This is a genomic window from Rhizobium viscosum, assembly GCF_014873945.1.
Taxonomy (GTDB): domain Bacteria; phylum Pseudomonadota; class Alphaproteobacteria; order Rhizobiales; family Rhizobiaceae; genus Rhizobium; species Rhizobium viscosum.
The window spans coordinates 1,188,019-1,207,962 of the sequence record NZ_JADBEC010000001.1; the positions used below are offsets into that span (position 1 = coordinate 1,188,019).

The window sequence follows — 19,944 nt, forward strand, 5'->3', positions numbered from 1 at the left end:
ATGGCATCGACATTACATTCCTTCGCAAATGCCGCCGAACTCGCCGCCAACCTTGCAGACAAGGTTTCCGGAGCGCTTACGGCAGCCATCGCGGCCCGAGGAGAAGCGAGCATCGCCGTTTCCGGCGGTTCCACGCCGAAAGCCTTCTTCCAGGCGCTTTCGACGCGCGATATCGACTGGACCAAGGTGACGATCACACTCGTCGACGAACGCTTCGTGCCCGCCGACAATCCGCGCTCGAACCATCTGCTGGTCGATGCCAATCTTCTCCAGAACAAGGCGAAAGCGGCACGTTTCGTGCCGCTTTACCAGCCGGCCGCCTCCGTCGAGGAGGCCGCAAAGCTTGCAACGGCAAAGAGTGCAGAGATCGGCATCCCCTTCGATGTCGTCATTCTCGGCATGGGTGGCGACGGCCATACGGCCTCGTTCTTCCCGGGCGGCAACAATCTGAGCGTTGCGCTTGACCCGCAGACGCCGCGCGGCGTTATCACCATGGACGCGGAAGGGGCCGGCGAGCCGCGCCTGACCTTCACCTTCTCCGCCCTTGAAGATGCCAAACTGCTTATTCTCCACATTGAGGGCGAAGGCAAAAAAGACGTTCTCGCCAAGGCAAAAGGCAACGGTGAAGAGGCAGAAATGCCGATCCGCGCCATTCTGCGCCGGGCCACTTCCCCGGTCGAGATCTATTGGGCTCCCTGACAGGGCCTCAAGGGCCGCCAGAGCCGACGAACAGATAGAGACGAACCAGAACAAGGCAGGGATTTTCCATGTCCGCTCACGCACGCATTGCTGCGATCACGAATCGCATTGTCGAACGCTCGAAGCCGACCCGCGAGCGCTATCTTGAGCGCCTGCGCGCTGCCGCCTCTCAAGGCGTCAACCGTTCGGTTCTCGGCTGCGCCAACCTCGCCCACGGCTTTGCCATCTGTTCCCCCGCCGAGAAAGATGCACTTGCGGGCGACCGCGTGCCCAATCTCGGCATCATCACCGCCTATAATGACATGCTCTCGGCCCATCAGCCGTTCGAGACCTATCCGGCGATCATCCGCGAGGCGGCAGCGCAGGCCGGCGGTATTGCACAGGTTGCCGGCGGCGTGCCGGCCATGTGTGACGGCGTCACCCAGGGCCAGCCGGGCATGGAGCTCTCACTCTTCTCGCGCGACCTGATAGCGATGGCAGCAGGCGTCGGCCTGTCGCACAACATGTTCGATGCGGCGCTCTTTCTCGGCGTCTGCGACAAGATCGTGCCCGGCCTCATGATCGCCGCCCTCTCCTTCGGCCATCTCCCGTCGATCTTCATTCCGGCCGGACCGATGACGTCGGGCCTGGCGAACGACGAGAAGTCGCGCGTGCGCCAGCTCTTCGCCGAGGGCAAAGTCGGACGTGCGGAACTGCTGGAAGCCGAATCCAAGTCCTATCACGGCCCGGGCACCTGCACCTTCTACGGCACGGCCAATTCCAACCAGATGCTGATGGAGATCATGGGCTTTCATATGCCGGGCTCCTCCTTCATCAATCCAGGCACACCGCTGCGCGAAGCGCTGACGCGCGAAGCCACCAAGCGGGCGCTTGCCATTACCGCTCTCGGCAACGAGTTCACGCCGGCCGGCGAAATGATCGACGAACGCTCGATCGTCAACGGCGTCGTCGGTCTGCACGCGACGGGCGGCTCGACGAACCACACGATGCACCTTGTCGCCATGGCGCGCGCCGGCGGCATCGTGCTGACCTGGCAGGATATTGCCGAGCTTTCGGAACTGGTGCCGCTGCTTGCCCGAGTCTATCCGAACGGGCTTGCCGACGTGAACCACTTCCAGGCGGCAGGCGGCATGGGCTTCCTCATCAAGGAACTGTTGAAGCAGGGCCTGGTGCATGACGACGTGCGCACCGTCTTTGGCCACGGGCTGCAGGCCTATACTGTCGATGCGCTGCTTGGCGACAACGGTGCTGTCGTGCGCCAGCCTTCGCCGGAAAAGAGCCACGATCCGAAGGTGCTCGCCAGCATCGAGACGCCCTTCCAGGCGAATGGCGGGTTGAAAATGCTGCGCGGCAATCTCGGCAAGGCGGTCATCAAGATTTCCGCCGTCAAGGCCGAGCGCCACATCATCGAGGCGCCGGCTATCATCTTCCACAGCCAGCAGGAGCTGCAGGACGCCTTCAAGGAAGGCAAGCTCAACCGCGATTTCATCGCTGTCGTGCGCTTCCAGGGTCCCAAGGCCAACGGCATGCCGGAACTGCATAAGCTGACGCCGCCGCTCGGCGTGCTGCAGGACCGCGGTTTCCGCGTGGCGCTCCTGACCGACGGGCGCATGTCCGGCGCATCCGGCAAGGTGCCGGCGGCAATCCATGTCACGCCCGAAGCGGTCGATGGCGGCCCGATCGCCCGCATCAAGGACGGCGACATCATCCGTCTCGATGCGATCAGGGGCACGCTCGAAGTTCTCGTCGATGCGGCGGACATGGCCGAGCGCGAGCCAGTGACGATCGATCTTTCGGACAATGAATTCGGCATGGGCCGCGAGCTCTTCGCGCCGTTCCGTCACGCGGTCGGTCCGTCCGACCAGGGTGCCAGCGTGCTCTTCCACGCGCACTGACATCCCCTCATCGATGCAAAAGAAAAACCCGCGGCCGGAACCGCGGGTTTTTCATATCCAGCGAGACGCGAGACTGTTACGCGCGGATATCGAGGACGTAATCCTTGTGAGCCGGGTGCGTGCTGTAGACGAAGATCTTGTTCAGCTCCTTCTGCGTCAGCAGGCGCAGGAAGCGAACTTCGATCGTGTTGTTCGGGAAGGTCTTCATCAGCAGGCAACCCACCTTGGTGATGCGGGCGTCCGGAATATCCAGATAGAACTGCTTCGGCAGCGTATACTGCGTGAGGATCGCGAGGATCGCGCTGCTCATGGATATACGGACGATATCGCAGCGGCGCGAGGCGGCGTGCATGACGCCTTTCTCCGTATATTCGATGCGCGCCGCGTTCATCGTGTCTTCCATCTTGAACCGCGATTCGCGGTCGTACATGAAAGATTCTTCCTTCGCCAGGAAGTGTGATTTCGGAGGTGTTGGATTCGATGCGGCCATGGCCTTAGTCCCCTCAGTCTTGATGAGAAAAAGGCTAGCACCGCATGTTTAACAGAAAGTGAGAATCCTTCCCCTCCACAGCCTCAAGAAGAAGGATTCCACCAAAAATGGATGGTCATTTCCTATAGGTATGACCCGCGGCATCGAAGAGATGCAGTTTCTGCCTGTCAGCGACGAAATGCATTTTCTGGCCCCTCTTCACATCATAGATGCCAGGCAGCTTGACGATGATCGGCTCGCCCTGAACCAGGCCTTCGATATAGAGAAGCGTGACTTCGCCGAGCGCCTCGACGATCGAGACTTCGCCTTCGAACAGGTAATCCTCGTTGGGGCTTGCGATACGCAGATCCTCCGGACGAACGCCAAAGCTTGCCTGCTTGCCCTTCTCCGAAGCCGCAGTGGCAATATCGACCGTCACCGACTTGCCGCCGGTCAGTGTTACCGTCGTGTTCTCACCGGCGTTCGTGATCGTTGCCGGGATGACGTTCATGGCCGGAGAACCGATGAACTTGGCGACGAAAAGGTTTGCGGGGCGCTCGTAAAGTTCCAGTGGTGCTCCGACCTGTTCGATATTGCCGGCCGATAGAACGACGATGCGATCCGCCAGCGTCATCGCCTCGACCTGGTCATGCGTGACGTAGATCATCGTCGTATCGGCCATCTGTTCGTTCAGGCGAGCGATCTCGATGCGGGTTGCGACGCGCAGCGCTGCATCGAGGTTGGACAGCGGCTCGTCGAAGAGAAAGACTTTCGGGTTGCGGCAGATGGCTCGGCCGATCGCCACGCGCTGGCGCTGACCGCCCGAGAGCGCCTTGGGCAGGCGGTCGAGATATTTTGTGAGCTGCAGGCTGTCTGCCGCTGCCCGCACGCGACGGTCGATCTCCTGCTTGCTTTCGCCGGCGATCTTCATGCCGAAGGCCATGTTGTCGAAAACAGTCATATGCGGATAGAGCGCATAGGACTGGAACACCATGGCGATGCCGCGCTTGGAGGGCGGCACATCGTTGACCAGCATGCCGTCGATATACATCTCGCCGCCGGTGATGTTTTCCAGGCCGGCGATCATGCGCAGAAGCGTGGATTTGCCGCAGCCGGAGGGGCCGACGAAAACGATGAATTCGCCCTGGTTGATCTCCAGGTCGATGCCGTGGAGCACGTCCACGGAGCCATAGGATTTGCGGATATCCTTAAGCGTCAGTCCAGTCATTTCCCTCTCCCCTCCTGATCCTTAAGCGAGGCGGGCGAAATACGCCCCCCAGGCCGGAATATCGATCCTGTCGCCGTAATTGTTGCTGGTAAAGCCGTGCCCCGTCAAAGCCTGCCACTCGCCTGCCGGCAGGGTGACATTGGTTTCCGCCGGTCCCATATTGAAGATGCAGAGCAGCGTCTCATTGCCGAATTCGCGCGTGAAGATCAGTGCGTCATCCTGCGGATCCTCGAACTCGATCTCGCCCTTGGCGAAAGCCGGGTACTGCTTGCGGAAGGCGATGAAGCGGCGGTAGTGCTCCAGCACGGAATTCTCGTCGCCCTGCTGCACGCTGACGGCGCGCAGGATGTGCTCGACCGGCACCGGCAGCCAGGGCTTGACCGTCGAGAAGCCGCCCTGGGCGACCTGGCTGTCCCAGACCATCGGCGTGCGGCAACCATCACGGCCCTTGAATTCGGGCCAGAACTGGATGCCGTAGGGATCCTGCAGGTCCTGATAGGCGAGATCGGCTTCGGTCAGCGCAAGCTCCTCGCCCTGATAGAGGCAGACAGAACCACGCAGCGTCATCAGCAACGAGGCATAGAGCTTGGCAAAGGCATCGTGATCGGCGACCAGCGAACCCCAGCGGCTGACATGGCGCATCACGTCATGGTTCGAGAAGGCCCAGCAGGCCCAGCCATCGGGAGCGGCCGCACCGAAATCCTTCATGACTTCCTCGACGCGCTCAGGCGTGAGCGGATCGGGCGCCAGGAATTCGAAGGCGTAACACATGTGCATCTTGTCATTGCCGGACGTATATTCGCCGACGATTTCGAGGCCACGCTGACTGTCGCCCACCTCTCCGACGGCGGCGATGGCCGGGAACTCTTCCAGCACCGCACGGAAGCGCTTCAGGAATTCGAGGTTTTCCGGGCGGTTCTTGTCGTAGAGGTGCTCCTGGAAATTATAGGGGTTCACGGCAGGAGCGGTCGACGCATTGCGACGTTCGGGAGCGAGCGCCGGATTGTCGCGCAGAAGCCTGTCGTGGAAATAGAAGTTGATCGTGTCGAGGCGGAAACCGTCGACACCGCGCTTCAGCCAGAAACGGACGACATCGAGCAGGCGGTCCTGAACTTCCGGATTGTGCAGGTTCATATCCGGCTGCGAGGTCAGGAAGTTGTGCATGTAGTATTGCATGCGCGTCGGATCCCACGCCCATGCAGAGCCGCCGAAGATCGACAGCCAGTTGTTCGGCGGCGTGCCGTCCGGCTTGGCATCGGCCCAGACATACCAGTCGGCCTTGGCGTTGGTCTTGCTCGTGCGGCTTTCGACGAACCAGGGGTGCTGGTCGGAGGAGTGCGAGATGACGAGATCGATCATCACCTTGATGCCGAGGCGATGGGCTTCCGCTATCAGCGTGTCGAAATCGATCAGCGTACCGAAGATGGCGTCGACGTTTTCGTAGTCCGAGACGTCGTAACCGAAGTCCCGCATCGGCGATGTGAAGAAGGGCGAAATCCAGATCGCGTCGGCCCCGAGGCTTGCCACATGCGGCAGGCGGGCGGTGATGCCCTTCAGGTCGCCGATGCCGTCGCCGTTGGAATCCTGGTAGGAGCGCGGATAGATCTGATAGATCACTGCGCCGCGCCACCAGTCCTTGTCGGCGATCAGATTGGATTGGGAAGCCAGACTCATGGAATATCCTGTTTGAAATTGCGTCTTGGGATGGATCAGCCTCCCTTGACCGACCCAGCCAGCAGGCCGCGCACCAGATAACGCTGCAGCGAAAAGAAGACGAGCAGCGGGATGATGATGGTGACGAAGGCCGACGCCGTCAGGATTTCCCAGTTGCCGCCGCGCGAGCCGAGCAGCGCGTTCAGCGCTCCCGTCAGCACGAGGTGGTCCTTGTCGGTGCCGAGGAAGACCATGGCGACGAGCAGGTCGTTCCACACCCACAGGAATTGGAAGATCGCGAAGGATGCGAGCGCGGGGAAGGACAGAGGCAAAACGATGCGGGTGAAGATCTCGAAGTCGCTGGCGCCGTCGACGCGGGCGGATTCGATGATCTCCTTGGGCAGGCCGGCAATATAGGCCCGCAGGAGGTAGATGGCGAGCGGCATGCCGAAGGCCGTGTGCGCCAGCCAGATGCCAGGATAGGTCTTCGAGGGCTGGCCGATCGCGGTGCCGATCTCGTTATAAAGACGGAGCAGCGGGATAAGCGACATCTGCAGCGGCACGACGATGAGGCCGACGACGAGTGCAATCAGCAATGCGCGGCCGGGGAATTCCATCCAGCTCAGAGCGTAGGCGGCGAAGGCGGCGATCAGGATCGGGATGATGGTCGCCGGAATGGTCACCGTCAGAGAGTTGATGAAGGACTGGCCGATGCCCTCACTTGTCAGAACAGTCTTATAGTTCGCCAACGTGAATTCCGGCGGAGCCGATGCCGCGACATAGATGCGGCGTGGGCGTTCGTCGGGCGCGAAGGCGACATTCTTCATGTAACGGTAGCTGCCGTCGCTGTTGATGAGCAAACTTGCGCCGTCGCCAAGATCGGCGGTCTGACCGGCTTCGAAGGCGGAAGGCTGCTGCACGCGTACGCCGAAGGCCTTGACCGAGCGGCCCGGCTGGTCTGCCAGCACATTGCCCGTGATGACGAAGATATCGCCTTCCTGCTTCTGCTGGTCGGGCGTGCCGAGGCGTGCGGCCACAGTCTGCGTGGAGCCGGCAAAGGCGGTCCACCAGCCGGAGACGGTGATCTGGTCCCTGTCGCGCAGCGCGCTGACAAAGATGCCAAGCGTCGGCACCAGCCAGATGATGACGATGACGAGAACGCAGAAGTGGACGAAGAGACGGGCGGGGCCGATCTTGAAGTAGCTTGCAGCTCTCGTCATCTCAGCGTCCCTTCAGTTCGGCATTGGCGCGGCGCACGTTCCAAACCATGATCGGCGTGACGGCGAGCATGATGATGATGGCGATGACGGCACTTCGGCCGGAATCGCCGCCGCCGCGGAACAGCCAGTTGAACATCAGGTTCGCCAGCACCATGGTCTGCCACTGGCCGTTGGTCATGGTGAGCACGATGTCGAAGACCTTGAGGACGAGGATGGTGATCGTCGTCCAGACGACGGCGATCGTACCCCAGATCTGCGGCACCATGATTCGCCAGAAGATCTGCCAGCCATTGGCGCCATCGATGACAGCCGCCTCGATCGTCTCTTCCGGGATGCCGCGCAATGCGGCCGAAAGGATGACCATGGCAAAGCCGGTCTGGATCCAGACCAGGATCACCATCAGGAAGAAATTGTTCCAGAAGGGAACGGAGATCCAGACCTCCGGCGTGCCGCCGAATGTCTGGACGATGGCATTCAGGAGGCCGATCTGCACATCGTTGCCGCCGCGGTATTCATAGATGAACTTCCAGATGACGGAAGCGCCGACGAAGGAGATCGCCATCGGCATGAAGACGATGCTCTTGGCGATATTGCCCCACCAGATGCGGTCGGTCATGACGGCGATGACGAGACCAAAGAAGGTGCAAGCGGCAGGCACGACGGCAAGCCAGAGGATGTTGTTGAAAATCGATTGGCGGAATTCGCGGTCGTTCAAGGCCCACAAGTAATTGGTCGCGCCGACGAACTCATTGCCCGACCGGTCGTAGAAGGACAGAATGAAAGTCGCGACAACAGGATAGACAAGGTAGACGATCAGCAGAAAGAGCGCCGGGAAGAGAAACAGCCAGGGGCGGATCATCGCGCGCCGGTTCAGATTGCGCGAGGCCTGACGGATATCACCGTCCTTCACCGGCAAAGCGAGATCGAGGATCTTGTTCGAGAAAAAGAAATAGGCCGAGCATGCAAAAACGGCGACAACCACGACGCCCAAAGCGGACACTATCTGCGACAGCATTTCGTCCCTCCCCTGCTTCCCTGTCTTATTTTGAAGGGCTAATGCCGGACACCGTCAATCTTGCTTGTGCGTTTGACCACAGGATCCGGCACAACCGGGCTCCCCCTCTGGAGCCTGGCCGTTCATTCCGGTGATGCCGCCGGTCGCCCGGCGGCACGAAATGGCAGGAAATTACTTGATGCCGTCCCATGCGCTCTGGATTTCGGCTGCGGCGTCCTGAGCGGACTTGCCGCCGACGAAATCCACCATGCCGGTCCAGAAGGCCCCGGCGCCAATCTTGCCGGGCATCAGGTCAGAACCGTCGAAGCGGAAGGTCGTAGCCGAGGTCAGGATCTCGCCTTCCTTCTTCATCTGTTCGTTAGCGTATGCATCGACGTTGACGCCCTTGTACGGGGTCAGGAAGCTCGACTGCGCCATCCAGAGCTCATGAGCGACCGGCGTCTTCAGGAAGTCGACGAAGGCGCGAGCCGTCGGAGAATCCTTGGCGATGGTGACGAGCGTGCCTGCACCCAGAACCGGCTTGCCGAGATCGGCATGTGCAGCATAGGTCGGCATGTAGAAGAAGTCTGCATCGGTGCCGAGCTTCGTTCCTTCAGGGAAGAAGGACGGGATGAACGAAGCCTGGTGGTGCAGGTAGCACTTCGGCGGAACGGCGAAGAGGCCCTTCGGGCTGTCGCGGAAGTCGGTCGAAGCAACAGCTGCAACACCGCCGTCGACATATTTTTCGTTCTTGGCGAACTTGCCGAATTCATCGATGGCAGCAACGACGGCCGGATCGGTGAACTTCACTTCGTTGGTGGTCCACTTGTCGTAGACATCAGGCTTCTGCATGCGCAGCATGATGTCTTCGACCCAGTCGGTTGCCGGCCAGCCGGTCGCGCCGCCAGAACCGAGGCCGATGCACCAGGGAACGCCGCCATCCTTGACGATCTGGTCGGTCAGGGCGTGCAGCTCTTCCATGGTCGTCGGGACCTTGTAGCCTGCCTCCTCGAAGTTTTCAGGAACATACCAGACAAGAGACTTCACGTCGGCCTTGTAAGGGAAAGCGAAGAAGGCGTCCTTGCCGTCCTTGCCCTTGTAGGTGCCGTAACCAACCCAGCTGTCGCCGGCGCCGTAGTTGTCCTTGACCCACTTGGAGGTATCGTCGCCGAGCGGTGTCAGATAACCTTTGCTGGCGAGATCGGCCAGCAGACCGGGCTGCGGCAGGATGGCGATATTCGGCGGGGAGCCAGCCTGTGTATCGATGACGATCTGCTGCTCGTAGTTTTCAGAGGAGGAATACTTGGCGTCGATGCCGGTCGCTTCGACGAAATAGGCGAGGATGCTCTGGAAGAAGGCTTCGTCTTCGCCGCGCCAGGGGCCGAAGATTGTCAGTTGCTGACCCTTCAGGTCGGCATGAGCAGCTTTGAAGTCGTCATAGCTCTTCCAGTTGAACTTGGAGTCCTGACCTGGCGCGAATTTCAGATCCGCTGCCGATGCAGCGCCCGCAAAAAGCGCCGCAAGTGCAACGCCCATCAAGAATGACTTTTTCATGTGATCAACCTCCCATCACAATCCGATAGCGCAGAATTTCATTCAAAGGAAATCTCAAAGCGCTTTGACAACGCAACTCATTCACTTTCAGCAGAATGAAGTCAAGCCATTTTGCGAAAACAGCGGGAATACCGCTACTATCTCGCGTTGCGGCAAGGCTTATTGGGGAATATGGAGCGATTTTTCTTGAGTCAAGCGCAACAGATGCTACATATTTGAAAGCGCTTTGGAAGCCATTGGGAGGCGGCGGCCACTATTTGACGGCCACAGGGCAGGCCGGGAGGAAGCATAGCAGGTGAATCTCAAACAGCTATCGGAATTGCTGGGGCTTTCGCAGACAACTGTGAGCCGCGCGCTCAACGGCTATCCCGAGGTCAACGAGGCGACCCGGGAACGCGTGCTCCGGGCAGTCAAGGAAACCGGATACCGGCCGAATAAGGCCGCCCAGCGGCTCGCGACCGGCAAGGCCGGTTCGATCGGCCTTGTCATGCCGACAGCACCTGGCCATCAGTCGGATGTGCATTTCGGCGAGTTCCTGACTGGTCTCGGCGAGGAAGCGGTGCGCCATGACTTTCACTTCGTCATCATGCCGGCGGATCCGGATGATGAGGTCGCAGCGCTGCGGCGCCTGGCAATCAGCGGCAATGTGGATGCGCTCTTCGTGGCCTATATGCGCGGGCACGACCCGCGGCTCGCCATGCTGAAATCGCTTTCCATGCCCTTCGTGGTGCATGGGCGCTCCTTCGGTTCAGAGCCGGACTATCCCTATCTCGACATCGACAACGAGGCGGCTTTCTACGAGGCGGCGAGGCTTCTCCTGCAGCTTGGCCATACGCGCTTTGCGCTGATGAACGGGCCGGCGCATCTCGACTTCGCCATTCGCCGCAGGAACGGCCTCATTGCGGCGCTCGGCGAACGCGGGCTGGAGCTGGCGGACGACTGCACGAGCCATACGGTCATGACGGACGAGGAAGGGCTGATCGCCATGGAGCGTTTCCTGCAGCTACCAGATCGGCCGACTGCAATCCTATGCTCCAGTACGGTTCTGGCTCTCGGCGCAATCCGTGCCGTCAATCAGGCCGGGCTGAAACTTGGCGAGGATATTTCGCTGATCGCCCATGACGACGTGCTGCCGCTCCTGAAGCCGGAGAATTTCTCCGTGCCGCTGACGACGACACGCTCGTCACTGCGGGCCGCCGGCGTGCGTATCGCGCAGCGGCTCATCGGCACGGTCAAACAGGCAGGCCCCTTCCCCGAGCAGGAACTCTGGAAGACCGAACTGATCGTCAGGGCCTCGACAGGGCCCGTCCCGCAAATCTGATCAGTTACTTAGCGGAATTCCGGACGCAAAACCGCTGCACATTTTTGCTTGAATTGCTCTTATCAGAATATCGGCGGCGTCAGCCCTGCCGAACGATGGGCGGCAATCACCGTATTGGCCATCAGCATGGCGATTGTCATCGGACCGACGCCGCCCGGAACCGGGGTGATGACGGCAGCAACCGGAGAAACCTCGGCAAAGGCGACATCGCCGACGAGGCGAGTCTTGCCCTCGCCACGCTCGGGGGCTGCGATGCGGTTGATACCGACGTCGATGACGGTGGCGCCGGGCTTGACCCAGCCGGCCCTAACCATCTCCGGACGGCCGACGGCCGCCACCAGAATATCGGCGTTGCGGCAGATGCCGGCGAGGTTCTTGGTGCGCGAATGGGCGATGGTGACCGTTGCATTGGCATTCAGCAGAAGCTGCGCCATCGGCTTGCCGAACAGGTTGGAGCGGCCGATGACGACGGCATTGAGGCCGGACAGGTCCTCACCATGGGTGCGGCGGACGAAGACCATGGCACCGGCCGGCGTGCAGGAGACGAGACCGGTCTTCAGGTCGCCGGTCGCAAGCTTGCCGGCATTGACGACGCTCAGGCCATCGACATCCTTTTGCGGCAGGATCGACTGGATGATCGGCTCGCTGTCGAGATGTTTCGGCAGCGGCAGCTGCACGAGAATGCCGTGGATCGAGGGATCGGCATTGAGCGCGGCGACGAGGGCTGCAAGCTCTTCCTGGCTGGTCTCGACAGGCAGCGTGTGCTGGATGGATTTGAAGCCGCATTCCTTGGCCATGCGGCTCTTGGAGCTGACATAGGTGTGGCTGGCAGGATCGTCACCGACGATGATGACGGCGAGACCCGTCCGCACGCCTTTGGCGGCTTCAAGCGCAGCATTTGCCGATTTCACGGTTTCGATTACGGATGCGGCAACCTGCTTGCCGTCGATTACTGTTGTCACGCGTCTTCTCCGCCCAGTTTCGCGCCAGTCTATTCGCCCGCGGCGGGAATGATTTCCCGATAACGCCCTATCCCGTTTAAAAACGGCAAATGCAAGAGCAATCTGTGGTCAGGCAGTCGCCTACCGTGACACCTGGTGGGCGTGGAGGCGATCGCGCAGGCTGGCGATCTGCGAGCGCAGCGCATCGACCTCGTCTGCCGCCTGCGGGAGGGGTGCCGGCTCTGATACCTGCGTCAACGCCGGGGCCTGAGCAAGTTCGGGCGCAGGGGCGAGAATTGGAGCCTGAACGGGAACTGTGATCGGCGTCCGTTCGGGCTGCCGCCGGAAGAAACGCGGCACGAAGGCGAGGCCGAGGCCTGCCGCCAAACCGGCAAGGCCGCCGACCAGGGCGTTGAAATCGAAATTACTGCCGCGGGAGACCGGCAGCACCAGAGCGGGCTTGCGAACCGCAACCCGGCCATCACCGATGGCACCTGTCGTGGAAACCTCCTCTTCCAGGCGCGAGCGGGCGGCAGATGCCTTTTCCCGCAATTCGGTCAGCTTGGCGAGATCGACGCCAGTGTCACGGCTCTGGGCAATCAGCGCATTGCGGCGGTCGCTAAGTTGCCTGCGCGCATCGACGGCAGCCTTGGCTGTCCCATTTGCGTTCTGGGCGAGGCGCACAAGCTCCTTGCCGATGCTGTCCTTCAGACCGTCGACCTCGGACTGCTGCTGGAGCAGGCGCGGATGGCGCGGTCCGAGGTCTGCCGAAAGCTGCGCGAGTGCAGTCTTGGCAATCGCGTATCTGTCGCGCAGATCCTGCAGGGCGGGCGAGATCATATCCGGGGCGAGCGAGCCTTCCAGCACGTCCGCGAGCTTGGCGGCCTTCAGCTTGTCGGCCTGTTCCTTGGCGCTCAGGATATTGTCGTCGGCATTCTTCAGATCGCTATCGAGCCCGGCGATCTGGCGCTGCAGCTGCATCGCGACCTTGACATTGCCCTCGCCATTCTTCTGGCCGAAAGCTATGAGCTCTGCCTGAGCCTGATCATTTTCCTTCTTCAGGGCAGTGGCCGTCTCGGCCGCTTTGCCTGTGGCACTGCCGCCGGTCACCGCATCGGACAGCCGCATGGCGATACGCGTCGATTTGTCGCTATCGCCTGTCGTTACCATCAGACGGATCACGCCAGTGCGGTCGTCGGGAATGATCGTCACGGCAGATTTCAGCGCGGCCTCTGCGCGCGATGCCGGATCGGCGGCCACACCACTGCCGGAGAGAAGATCGAAGGCGACACCAAGTGCATTGGCGTTGTTGCCGGCAAATTCCGGATCGCGGTCCAGTTTCAGTGCAGCAACGGCAGAGGTGATGACAGGTACCGAAGACAGTCTTTTGACGGTTTCCCCAACAAGCGCAGCCCGGTTACTTGCGCCCGCATCCACGGCGAGCGTCGTTTCTGCGGTGTAAAGCGCAGGTGAGGATGGCATCAGGATAGGGGTGGCGGCGCCGCCGAACGAGAGGGCGGCAACGATGAGAGCGCTTCTGCCCCAGTTCGAGCGCCGTATTTCGCGTGAAACCGGCAAAATGGGTGTTTTTTCAACGGGAACGACGTGGTGAACTTGGACGAATTGCGTCGTTGGCTCTGGTGCAGGACGAGAGGGTTCAGGTGCGGAAACGGAAGCGATATCGTTTGCAGCCTGAAGACGTGAGCCCAGGATCGTTTCGATCCGGTCCACCAGCGGTTTAGTCTGCCGCGCTTTCGCACGCTGTTCGTCGAGCAACCGACCTATGGCGCGCAGCAGCTCAGCTTCGGACGGACGGATCTCCGGCGGATGGGTGTTCTTTTCGGCATGACTTTGCCGCTGGCCGCGCAAAGAGGTGGTTGCGCGATCATGGAAACTGTTTTTCGCCCTGGAATCGTGCATTTGCGTCACATCTCATGCGCATGATGGCCGAGTTCGCTCAACCGCGCTGACGCGGAGGATTAAGCTACTCTAAATATACATGGCAAAGAAATGGTTAACCGGAACCTGCAGAAATCTGCAATCAGCCGGCTTTTTTCATCTGCTCGATTCTCTTCTGTTCGTCCGCGGCGTGCGCCCGTTCAACCGGCTGACTGAGAATGCGTGCGCGCCGGCTGAAGCGATACTGGAAGACCCGAAAGAGGAAGACCGGAATACCGAGAATATAGCGGCGCCATAGGCGCGCCGGCTCCTGCACCAGGCGGTAGGCCCATTCCAGACGCATCATGCGCACGGTCTTCGGCGCGCGTGGCACAGTGCCCGAAACGAAATCGAAAAGTGCACCGACCGTCAGAACGAGACGTGCGTGATCGGCGCGGATATTCTGGTAGACCCATTTTTCCTGCAGCGGCGTGCCCATGCCGACGATCAGAATATCGAGTTTCTGGCGCTCCACCTCGGCGATAACGGGTTCGGGATTGGCCTTGTCGAAAAAGCCGTCGGAGATCACGAAGAACTCGTGCCAGGGCGCGTGCCTGGAAAAGTTCTCGGCCGCCTTCTCAACGACCGCGCGCGCGCCGCCGATCAGACCGATACGGCGCGGTGTTTCCATGAAAGTCAGGAAGGCCGGCACGAAATCGGTGCCGTTCAGATTGGCGGGAAACGGCGAACCATGCGTGACCTGGGATGCGATATTGAGGCCGATACCGTCAGGCAGAACGAGGTTGTGCGACATGATCTGATAGTACTCGTCGTCGCGCAGGGCCGTCAGCATGTTGTGGGCGTTGACGAAGCAAACCACGGTCTGCCCGACGGGAATGGAAGCCAGTTCGTTGATGAAAACCAGCGCGTCGTCCCAGCCGAGATCGCAGACCGGCAGATCGAAAATCGTCCGCCGCGATGCAAGCACCGCGAAGTTTGCAATCAGATTCATTCCAACCTCCTGCCGAGGGTGCGTCATGCGCCCGACATCCCGGAAAATAAGCCCACGTTTCCGCAGCGGAGGTCTTGTAGGGACCAGCAGCGTCCTGCCTGAAGCGACCTCCCCCAACCCCGTGGTGGCATCCTCCCAAGCTTGTGCCGCGTTTATATCAACTCGGTTTCAAACAACCCTTAGGAAAAAGCCTTGGATTTTCCTGCGCGCATAAGTGGTTCATTAACCAAGGCGAGAACGCAGAAACGGCGCCTTTCGGCGCCGTTTTCAACTGATCGGTCGATGGTGATCAGTGACCGGCGGATGGAGCCGGCGTTTCGGATGCAGGCGCGGTGTCGATGATCTTGACCGGCGCGCCAACTTTCTGCGGCTTGCCACCGGAATTTTCCTTCACGTCTTCCTTCGAAAGGTAGTCAAGCTGTTCCAGCATGACTTCGGCCACATATTCGCCGCCAAGACGCTCGTTCATGCCCTTCTTGATCTCTTCGCGGAAAGCGCCGGGATCGAAAGCCTTGATGTTGGAGACGTCGATCATCTTGTTGCCGACGAGCAGGCTAAAGAGCTCGTCGGTCGTCATCTCCGTGATCGGCAGGTTGAGGCCCGCGATCATATCCTTATGCATCATGAAGGAGATGCGACCGAGGAAATAACCGTTGACAGCACCGTTACCGATGACAGGCACTGTGATCGTCTCGCCCTTCACCAGCTCGAGCGCGCTTTGCTTGGTATCCGCAACAGCCGGCGCTGGCGCAGTCGCCATGTTCACCGAGAAATAGACCGATGCCAACGTGACGGCGCAAACCCAGACACCTGTGAGGACGAGCTTGATCATCAGGCATCCCGCGCGACAAACTGTTCCTGGGAATAGGTGCCGTCAGCATCCGCATCCTGTACGGCATTCTTCAGAAGATCGGCAACGGCGCGAACGGCCTCCAGATGCGCTTCGACACGACGGGCGTTCAGCACCAGCTTCTTTTTCAGACCATGAAGCTGGTCCAGATGCGAAGCGGCAAGTTCGGCCGGATCGGTGTCACGGAAAAGCATCGAGAGCTCGTACAGGCACCGGCTCTTATGCGCGTTGGAGACCTTGAGATCGAACTGCGGATCATTGCCGATCCGGGTGTTCTCATTGTCGATTATCATTTCGAGGCGTCCGAGAACGGATTTGATCCTGTATTCGTTCGAAACTATTTCCATTTTATCCTCGATTATGCGTCGCTTGTTGCGGACTTATTGTCGGCAGTCGGAGTGCCGAAGGTCTTGCGCTGAAATTCGTCGATCATGCTCATAGCGGTCTTGCGATCATCTTCATCCGTGGAGGCATTGACGATCTTGCCTTCCTGGCGATGGAGCTGCTCGGCATACATCTGCTTGGCGATGCCGATGCCGTCGCCCTTGGCCATGACGTTGCCGAGCTGCTCGGCCATCATGCCCTTCCAGATGTCGCCCGTTGCGCCCTTGCCGAAGACATTCTCGGCATCGCTCGGCAGCATGGACTTCACGAAGTTCTGCAGAACCATCGCCTCGAACTTCCGGTAGGTTTCCGGCACTTCCTCGGTCTTGGTACGGTTCTGAATATTGTTCAGGCCGCTCTTCTGCTTGACGTGGTCGAGAATGTCGACTGCGGAAGAAAAGCCGTTACCGCTGTCGGCCAGGCTTGTCGCAGCAAAGGCCGCGCGGTTGGCCTTCAGCTTTTCCTGGGCAGCCTGTACCTCCATGGGGTCGGCCGCCTTGACGACGTCCATCACCAGATCGCTGGGGGGTGAAATAGCCACGTTACAATCCTCTAATGTAAGATCGTGGCGATTATTATTTTTGAAGCTTGCTGGAGGCTGGCGTTGCGAACTGCTGATCGATTACGTCGTAGACAGCATTGTCATCCGCCTCGCGACGCTCTGCCTGGAGGGCATCGAGCATGTTTTCTTCAAGCCGGTCACCTTTGGCACGCTCGCGCGTCAGGCGCATTTCGTGCACCTGCTGCATGCCGGTCAACTGCTGGTCCTTGATGCTCAGCCTGCCGAATCGATCGGCGTAGCTCTGCGAAAAAGCACGATGGATAGGGTCCAGCGAACCGAGCGCAAGAATGGCGACATCCATAGCTGCATTGACTTCGGCGCGCTGGCGGCTGGTTTCTGCGAGATCGTACTCCGCCATCTTTTCAAGATGCCGCTGCACTGCGACCAGACGCTTGAGCTTGTCGGAACGCTTCTTCTCAATCATTGCCCCTCACCTTCCCACGTATATTGCGGCGAAGGACTGGCCGAACTGGCTGATCAATGCAGCAATCGAGAAATAGAGCAGGAAGAGGCCGCCCATCAGCAGATAAGGCGTGGAGATAAAGTAGACCGGGATCTGCGGCGCGAGCTTGTTGATGAAGCCGATCGAGATGTTGAAGATCAACCCGTAAATCAGATAGGGACTCGAAAGCCGCAGCATGATGTAGGTGGTCTGCTCCAGCGTATCGGTGAAGGTAATGAGCGTGGAGCGCATCTGCATCAACCCGCCGAAGGGCATGGTCGTGTAGGAATCGATCAGTGCTCGGAAGACGATGTGATGGAAGTCCATGATGAAGAGAACCATCAGGCCAGTCATCGTGATGAAGGCCGTCAGGCTGATTTCGGCAGAGTCTTCGACGACATCGGACGTGCTCGGCTGCGTGTAGCCAACCATCATCGAGACGATCGAGGCGGCGAACTGCAGGCCGAGCGTATAGAGCCGGGCAAGCATGCCGTACATCACACCGATCAGCGATTCGCTGAAAATGAGGCCGATATAGGTGCCGGAACTCGTGTGAACGGACGGATAGACCGTGTCCCAGAGCACAGGCAGCACCGCGAGCGAAAGTCCGGCGGCAATGAAGACGCGCAATTGCTCCGGAACACGGGCGGAAGAAAAACCCGGAAGGGTCAGCACGCAACCACCGATCCGGCAAAAAACCAGAAACAGCGCCAGAACTGTCCCTTGCGGGTCTGAAATCATGAAATCGAGCCCAGAATCTTGATTTCGATGCCCTTGGCGAGTTCCACATGCGAGAGGACGGGAAGCGTTGCGAAGAGTCGCTCGATGATCATGCGGACATAGGAGCGTGTTTCCGGCGACGTGACAAGGGCGAATGGCAGGCCTCTGTCCATGAATTCACGGATAACCTTCGTGGCCTGCTCGCTGAACTCTTCCAGAGTGCGCGGGTCGATGTCGAATTCGACGACTTCGCCCTTGGCATCGCGCTTGAGCGCCTGGTGGAAGGCAAGGTCCCATTTGCTTCCGAGCCGCAGGACGCGCAGCACGCCGTTGTCGGCAAGGTCGCCGCAGAGCTGCTGGGCCATGCGGATACGGACGTGCTCGACGATCTGCTCCGTCTTTCTGACATGCGGGGCAAGTTCGGCAACCGCTTCCAGAATGAGGTGAAGATTGCGGATCGAGACACGCTCGGCAAGAAGCAGTTTCAGCACCGCTTGCAGGCCTGAATAGGACATGTGCGACGAGCAAATCTCGTCTGCGAGCTTCTTATACTCAGGGTCGAGACGATCGATCAGGATCTTCACGTCCTTGTAGGAGAGAAGCTGCGGCAGATTGTTTCTGATAACCTCGCTCATATGCGTCAGTACGACCGAGACGTTGTCGATCGGCTGGAAGCCTTCGCGTTTCAAATCTTCGGCGAAGTTTTCGAGGATCGAAACAGCCGGCATGCCGAATGCGGGTTCGCGGATTTCGTCGCCCGGAATGCTCGGCTTGCGGCCGGCGCCAGTGACGACGAGAACTTCGCCGACACGCAGCAGGTTGGAGGCGACCGTCGTGCCGTGGATGCGGATCTGGTACGACTTTTCGGGGATGCCGATATCATCAGTGACCTTGATTTCCGGCACGACGAAACCGTACTGCGTCGCAAACTTCTTGCGCATCTTGCCGACGCGGAAGGCGAGCTCCTGATGGGCGCCCAGAAGGCGGGTCGAAACCATCTTGCCGAGAGCAAGCTCGATTTCGGAGGTGCGGAGAACCGACTTGACCGAGTCCTTTTCGAGCTCCTTGTTCTGGACAACCTTCTTTTCCTCGGCATCACGACGGATCTTGTTCTCGGCTTCGATCTGACGCGGAATGAACCAGGCGCCGAAGGCGAGAAGACTGCCGAGGATCACGAAGGGGACAAACGGCAGGCCCGGCATCAGGGCCAGGACGAACATCAGCACGGCCGAGACGGAGAGCGCGCGGGGATAGCCGCTCAGCTGATTGACGACCGCCTGGTCGGTGGAGCCGGTGGTGCCGCCGCGCGAAACGAGAAGGCCGGCGGCGAGCGAGACGATGAGAGCCGGCATCTGCGAGACGAGGCCATCACCGACCGACAGCTTGACGAAGACGTCGGCCGCTTCGCCGATCGGCATGCCGTGGCGGAAGTAACCGATGATGATGCCGCCGAAGACGTTGATAGCGGTAATGAGAAGGCCTGCGACCGCGTCACCGCGAACGAATTTCGACGCACCGTCCATGGCACCGAAGAAGGAGCTTTCCTCTTCCAGTTCCTTGCGGCGGCGCTGCGCTTCCTTCTCGTCGATGATACCGGCCGAAAGATCCGCATCGATCGACATCTGCTTGCCGGGGATGGCGTCCAGGGTGAAACGCGCGCCGACTTCCGCGATACGCGTCGCGCCCTTGGTGATGACGATGAAGTTGATCGTGATGAGGATCAGGAAGACGATCAGACCGATGACGAAGTCGCCGGACATGACGAGGCTTGCGAAGCCGGCGATGACGCCGCCGGCCGCATCGTGCCCCTCGTTGCCATGTGAAAGGATGACGCGCGTCGTCGCAATGTTCAGCGCCAGTCGCGTCATCGTCGCTATCAGAAGAATGGTCGGGAAGGACGAGAAATCGAGCGGCTTCTGTATCCACAATGCGACCATGAGGATCAGCACCGAGAAGGCGATCGAGAATGCCAGACCCATGTCGATCAGAAACGGTGGGATCGGCAGGAAGAGGATGCAGATGATACCGACGATGCCCATGGCAAAGCCGATGTCACGCATGCTCGGAGCGACTTTCGGAAGGGGTAGTGCAGGTGGTTGCGCCATAACGATTCCGTCTCTTC

18 protein-coding genes are annotated in these 19,944 nt (G+C 60.0%); 3 read left to right on the forward strand and 15 right to left on the reverse strand.

Features of this window, described 5'->3' with window-relative positions; genetic code table 11:
* Nucleotides 1-699 carry a 6-phosphogluconolactonase gene (pgl, locus tag H4W29_RS05975; protein WP_192728113.1) on the forward strand — a complete coding sequence of 233 codons (699 nt, stop codon included), beginning with the start codon at nt 1-3 and terminating at the stop codon, nt 697-699.
* Nucleotides 700-767: 68 nt separating this feature from the next.
* Nucleotides 768-2,594, forward strand: a complete 1,827-nt coding sequence (gene edd / locus H4W29_RS05980) for a phosphogluconate dehydratase (RefSeq protein ID WP_192728114.1) — start codon at nt 768-770, stop codon at nt 2,592-2,594.
* 76 nt (nt 2,595-2,670) lie between these two features.
* On the opposite strand, the gene H4W29_RS05985 is transcribed toward edd, so the two are convergent.
* The 6 genes from H4W29_RS05985 to H4W29_RS06010 form a co-directional block, all read right to left on the reverse strand.
* Nucleotides 2,671-3,084 (reverse strand): hypothetical protein, encoded by a 414-nt coding sequence (locus H4W29_RS05985; protein ID WP_183728680.1) that lies wholly within the window; start codon nt 3,082-3,084, stop codon nt 2,671-2,673.
* A gap of 115 nt (nt 3,085-3,199) precedes the next feature.
* Nucleotides 3,200-4,291, reverse strand: coding sequence for an ABC transporter ATP-binding protein (locus H4W29_RS05990; protein WP_192728115.1), 1,092 nt, complete (start codon nt 4,289-4,291; stop codon nt 3,200-3,202).
* A gap of 21 nt (nt 4,292-4,312) precedes the next feature.
* Entirely contained in the window at nt 4,313-5,965 is a 1,653-nt protein-coding gene (gene bglA, locus H4W29_RS05995; protein ID WP_192728116.1) for a beta-galactosidase BglA, read from the reverse strand.
* Nucleotides 5,966-6,000: 35 nt separating this feature from the next.
* The gene (locus H4W29_RS06000) at nt 6,001-7,164 is read right to left on the reverse strand and encodes a carbohydrate ABC transporter permease (protein WP_192728117.1); all 1,164 of its coding nucleotides are present in this window, start codon (nt 7,162-7,164) and stop codon (nt 6,001-6,003) included.
* A gap of 1 nt (nt 7,165) precedes the next feature.
* Entirely contained in the window at nt 7,166-8,179 is a 1,014-nt protein-coding gene (locus H4W29_RS06005) for a carbohydrate ABC transporter permease (protein WP_192728118.1), read from the reverse strand.
* A gap of 171 nt (nt 8,180-8,350) precedes the next feature.
* Nucleotides 8,351-9,712, reverse strand: coding sequence for an ABC transporter substrate-binding protein (locus H4W29_RS06010; RefSeq protein ID WP_192728119.1), 1,362 nt, complete (start codon nt 9,710-9,712; stop codon nt 8,351-8,353).
* A gap of 295 nt (nt 9,713-10,007) precedes the next feature.
* On the opposite strand from H4W29_RS06010, the gene H4W29_RS06015 reads away from it, so the two are divergent.
* Nucleotides 10,008-11,033 carry a LacI family DNA-binding transcriptional regulator gene (locus tag H4W29_RS06015; protein ID WP_192728120.1) on the forward strand — a complete coding sequence of 342 codons (1,026 nt, stop codon included), beginning with the start codon at nt 10,008-10,010 and terminating at the stop codon, nt 11,031-11,033.
* 62 nt (nt 11,034-11,095) lie between these two features.
* Here H4W29_RS06015 and folD read toward each other — a convergent pair whose 3' ends face one another.
* The 9 genes from folD to flhA form a co-directional block, all read right to left on the reverse strand.
* A complete protein-coding gene (folD, locus tag H4W29_RS06020) occupies nt 11,096-11,995 on the reverse strand; it encodes a bifunctional methylenetetrahydrofolate dehydrogenase/methenyltetrahydrofolate cyclohydrolase FolD (RefSeq protein WP_192728121.1) in 900 nt (299 codons plus the stop codon).
* A gap of 120 nt (nt 11,996-12,115) precedes the next feature.
* Nucleotides 12,116-13,894, reverse strand: a complete 1,779-nt coding sequence (locus H4W29_RS06025) for a succinoglycan biosynthesis protein exop (RefSeq protein ID WP_192728122.1) — start codon at nt 13,892-13,894, stop codon at nt 12,116-12,118.
* 121 nt (nt 13,895-14,015) lie between these two features.
* A complete protein-coding gene (locus H4W29_RS06030; RefSeq protein ID WP_192728123.1) occupies nt 14,016-14,864 on the reverse strand; it encodes a WecB/TagA/CpsF family glycosyltransferase in 849 nt (282 codons plus the stop codon).
* A gap of 289 nt (nt 14,865-15,153) precedes the next feature.
* Nucleotides 15,154-15,696 carry a hypothetical protein gene (locus H4W29_RS06035; protein WP_192728124.1) on the reverse strand — a complete coding sequence of 181 codons (543 nt, stop codon included), beginning with the start codon at nt 15,694-15,696 and terminating at the stop codon, nt 15,154-15,156.
* Nucleotides 15,696-16,061, reverse strand: a complete 366-nt coding sequence (locus tag H4W29_RS06040) for a hypothetical protein (RefSeq protein WP_192728125.1) — start codon at nt 16,059-16,061, stop codon at nt 15,696-15,698. The genes H4W29_RS06035 and H4W29_RS06040 overlap by 1 nt, the downstream gene beginning before the upstream one ends.
* A gap of 11 nt (nt 16,062-16,072) precedes the next feature.
* Entirely contained in the window at nt 16,073-16,639 is a 567-nt protein-coding gene (locus tag H4W29_RS06045) for a rod-binding protein (RefSeq protein ID WP_007825009.1), read from the reverse strand.
* Between the two features lie 34 nt (nt 16,640-16,673).
* Nucleotides 16,674-17,084, reverse strand: a complete 411-nt coding sequence (locus tag H4W29_RS06050) for a hypothetical protein (RefSeq protein ID WP_183728627.1) — start codon at nt 17,082-17,084, stop codon at nt 16,674-16,676.
* A gap of 6 nt (nt 17,085-17,090) precedes the next feature.
* Complete coding sequence (locus H4W29_RS06055; RefSeq protein WP_192728126.1) at nt 17,091-17,843, reverse strand: flagellar biosynthetic protein FliR; 753 nt, start codon at nt 17,841-17,843, stop codon at nt 17,091-17,093.
* The gene (gene flhA, locus H4W29_RS06060) at nt 17,840-19,927 is read right to left on the reverse strand and encodes a flagellar biosynthesis protein FlhA (RefSeq protein WP_192728127.1); all 2,088 of its coding nucleotides are present in this window, start codon (nt 19,925-19,927) and stop codon (nt 17,840-17,842) included. The genes H4W29_RS06055 and flhA overlap by 4 nt, the downstream gene beginning before the upstream one ends.
* Nucleotides 19,928-19,944 lie beyond the last annotated feature (17 nt).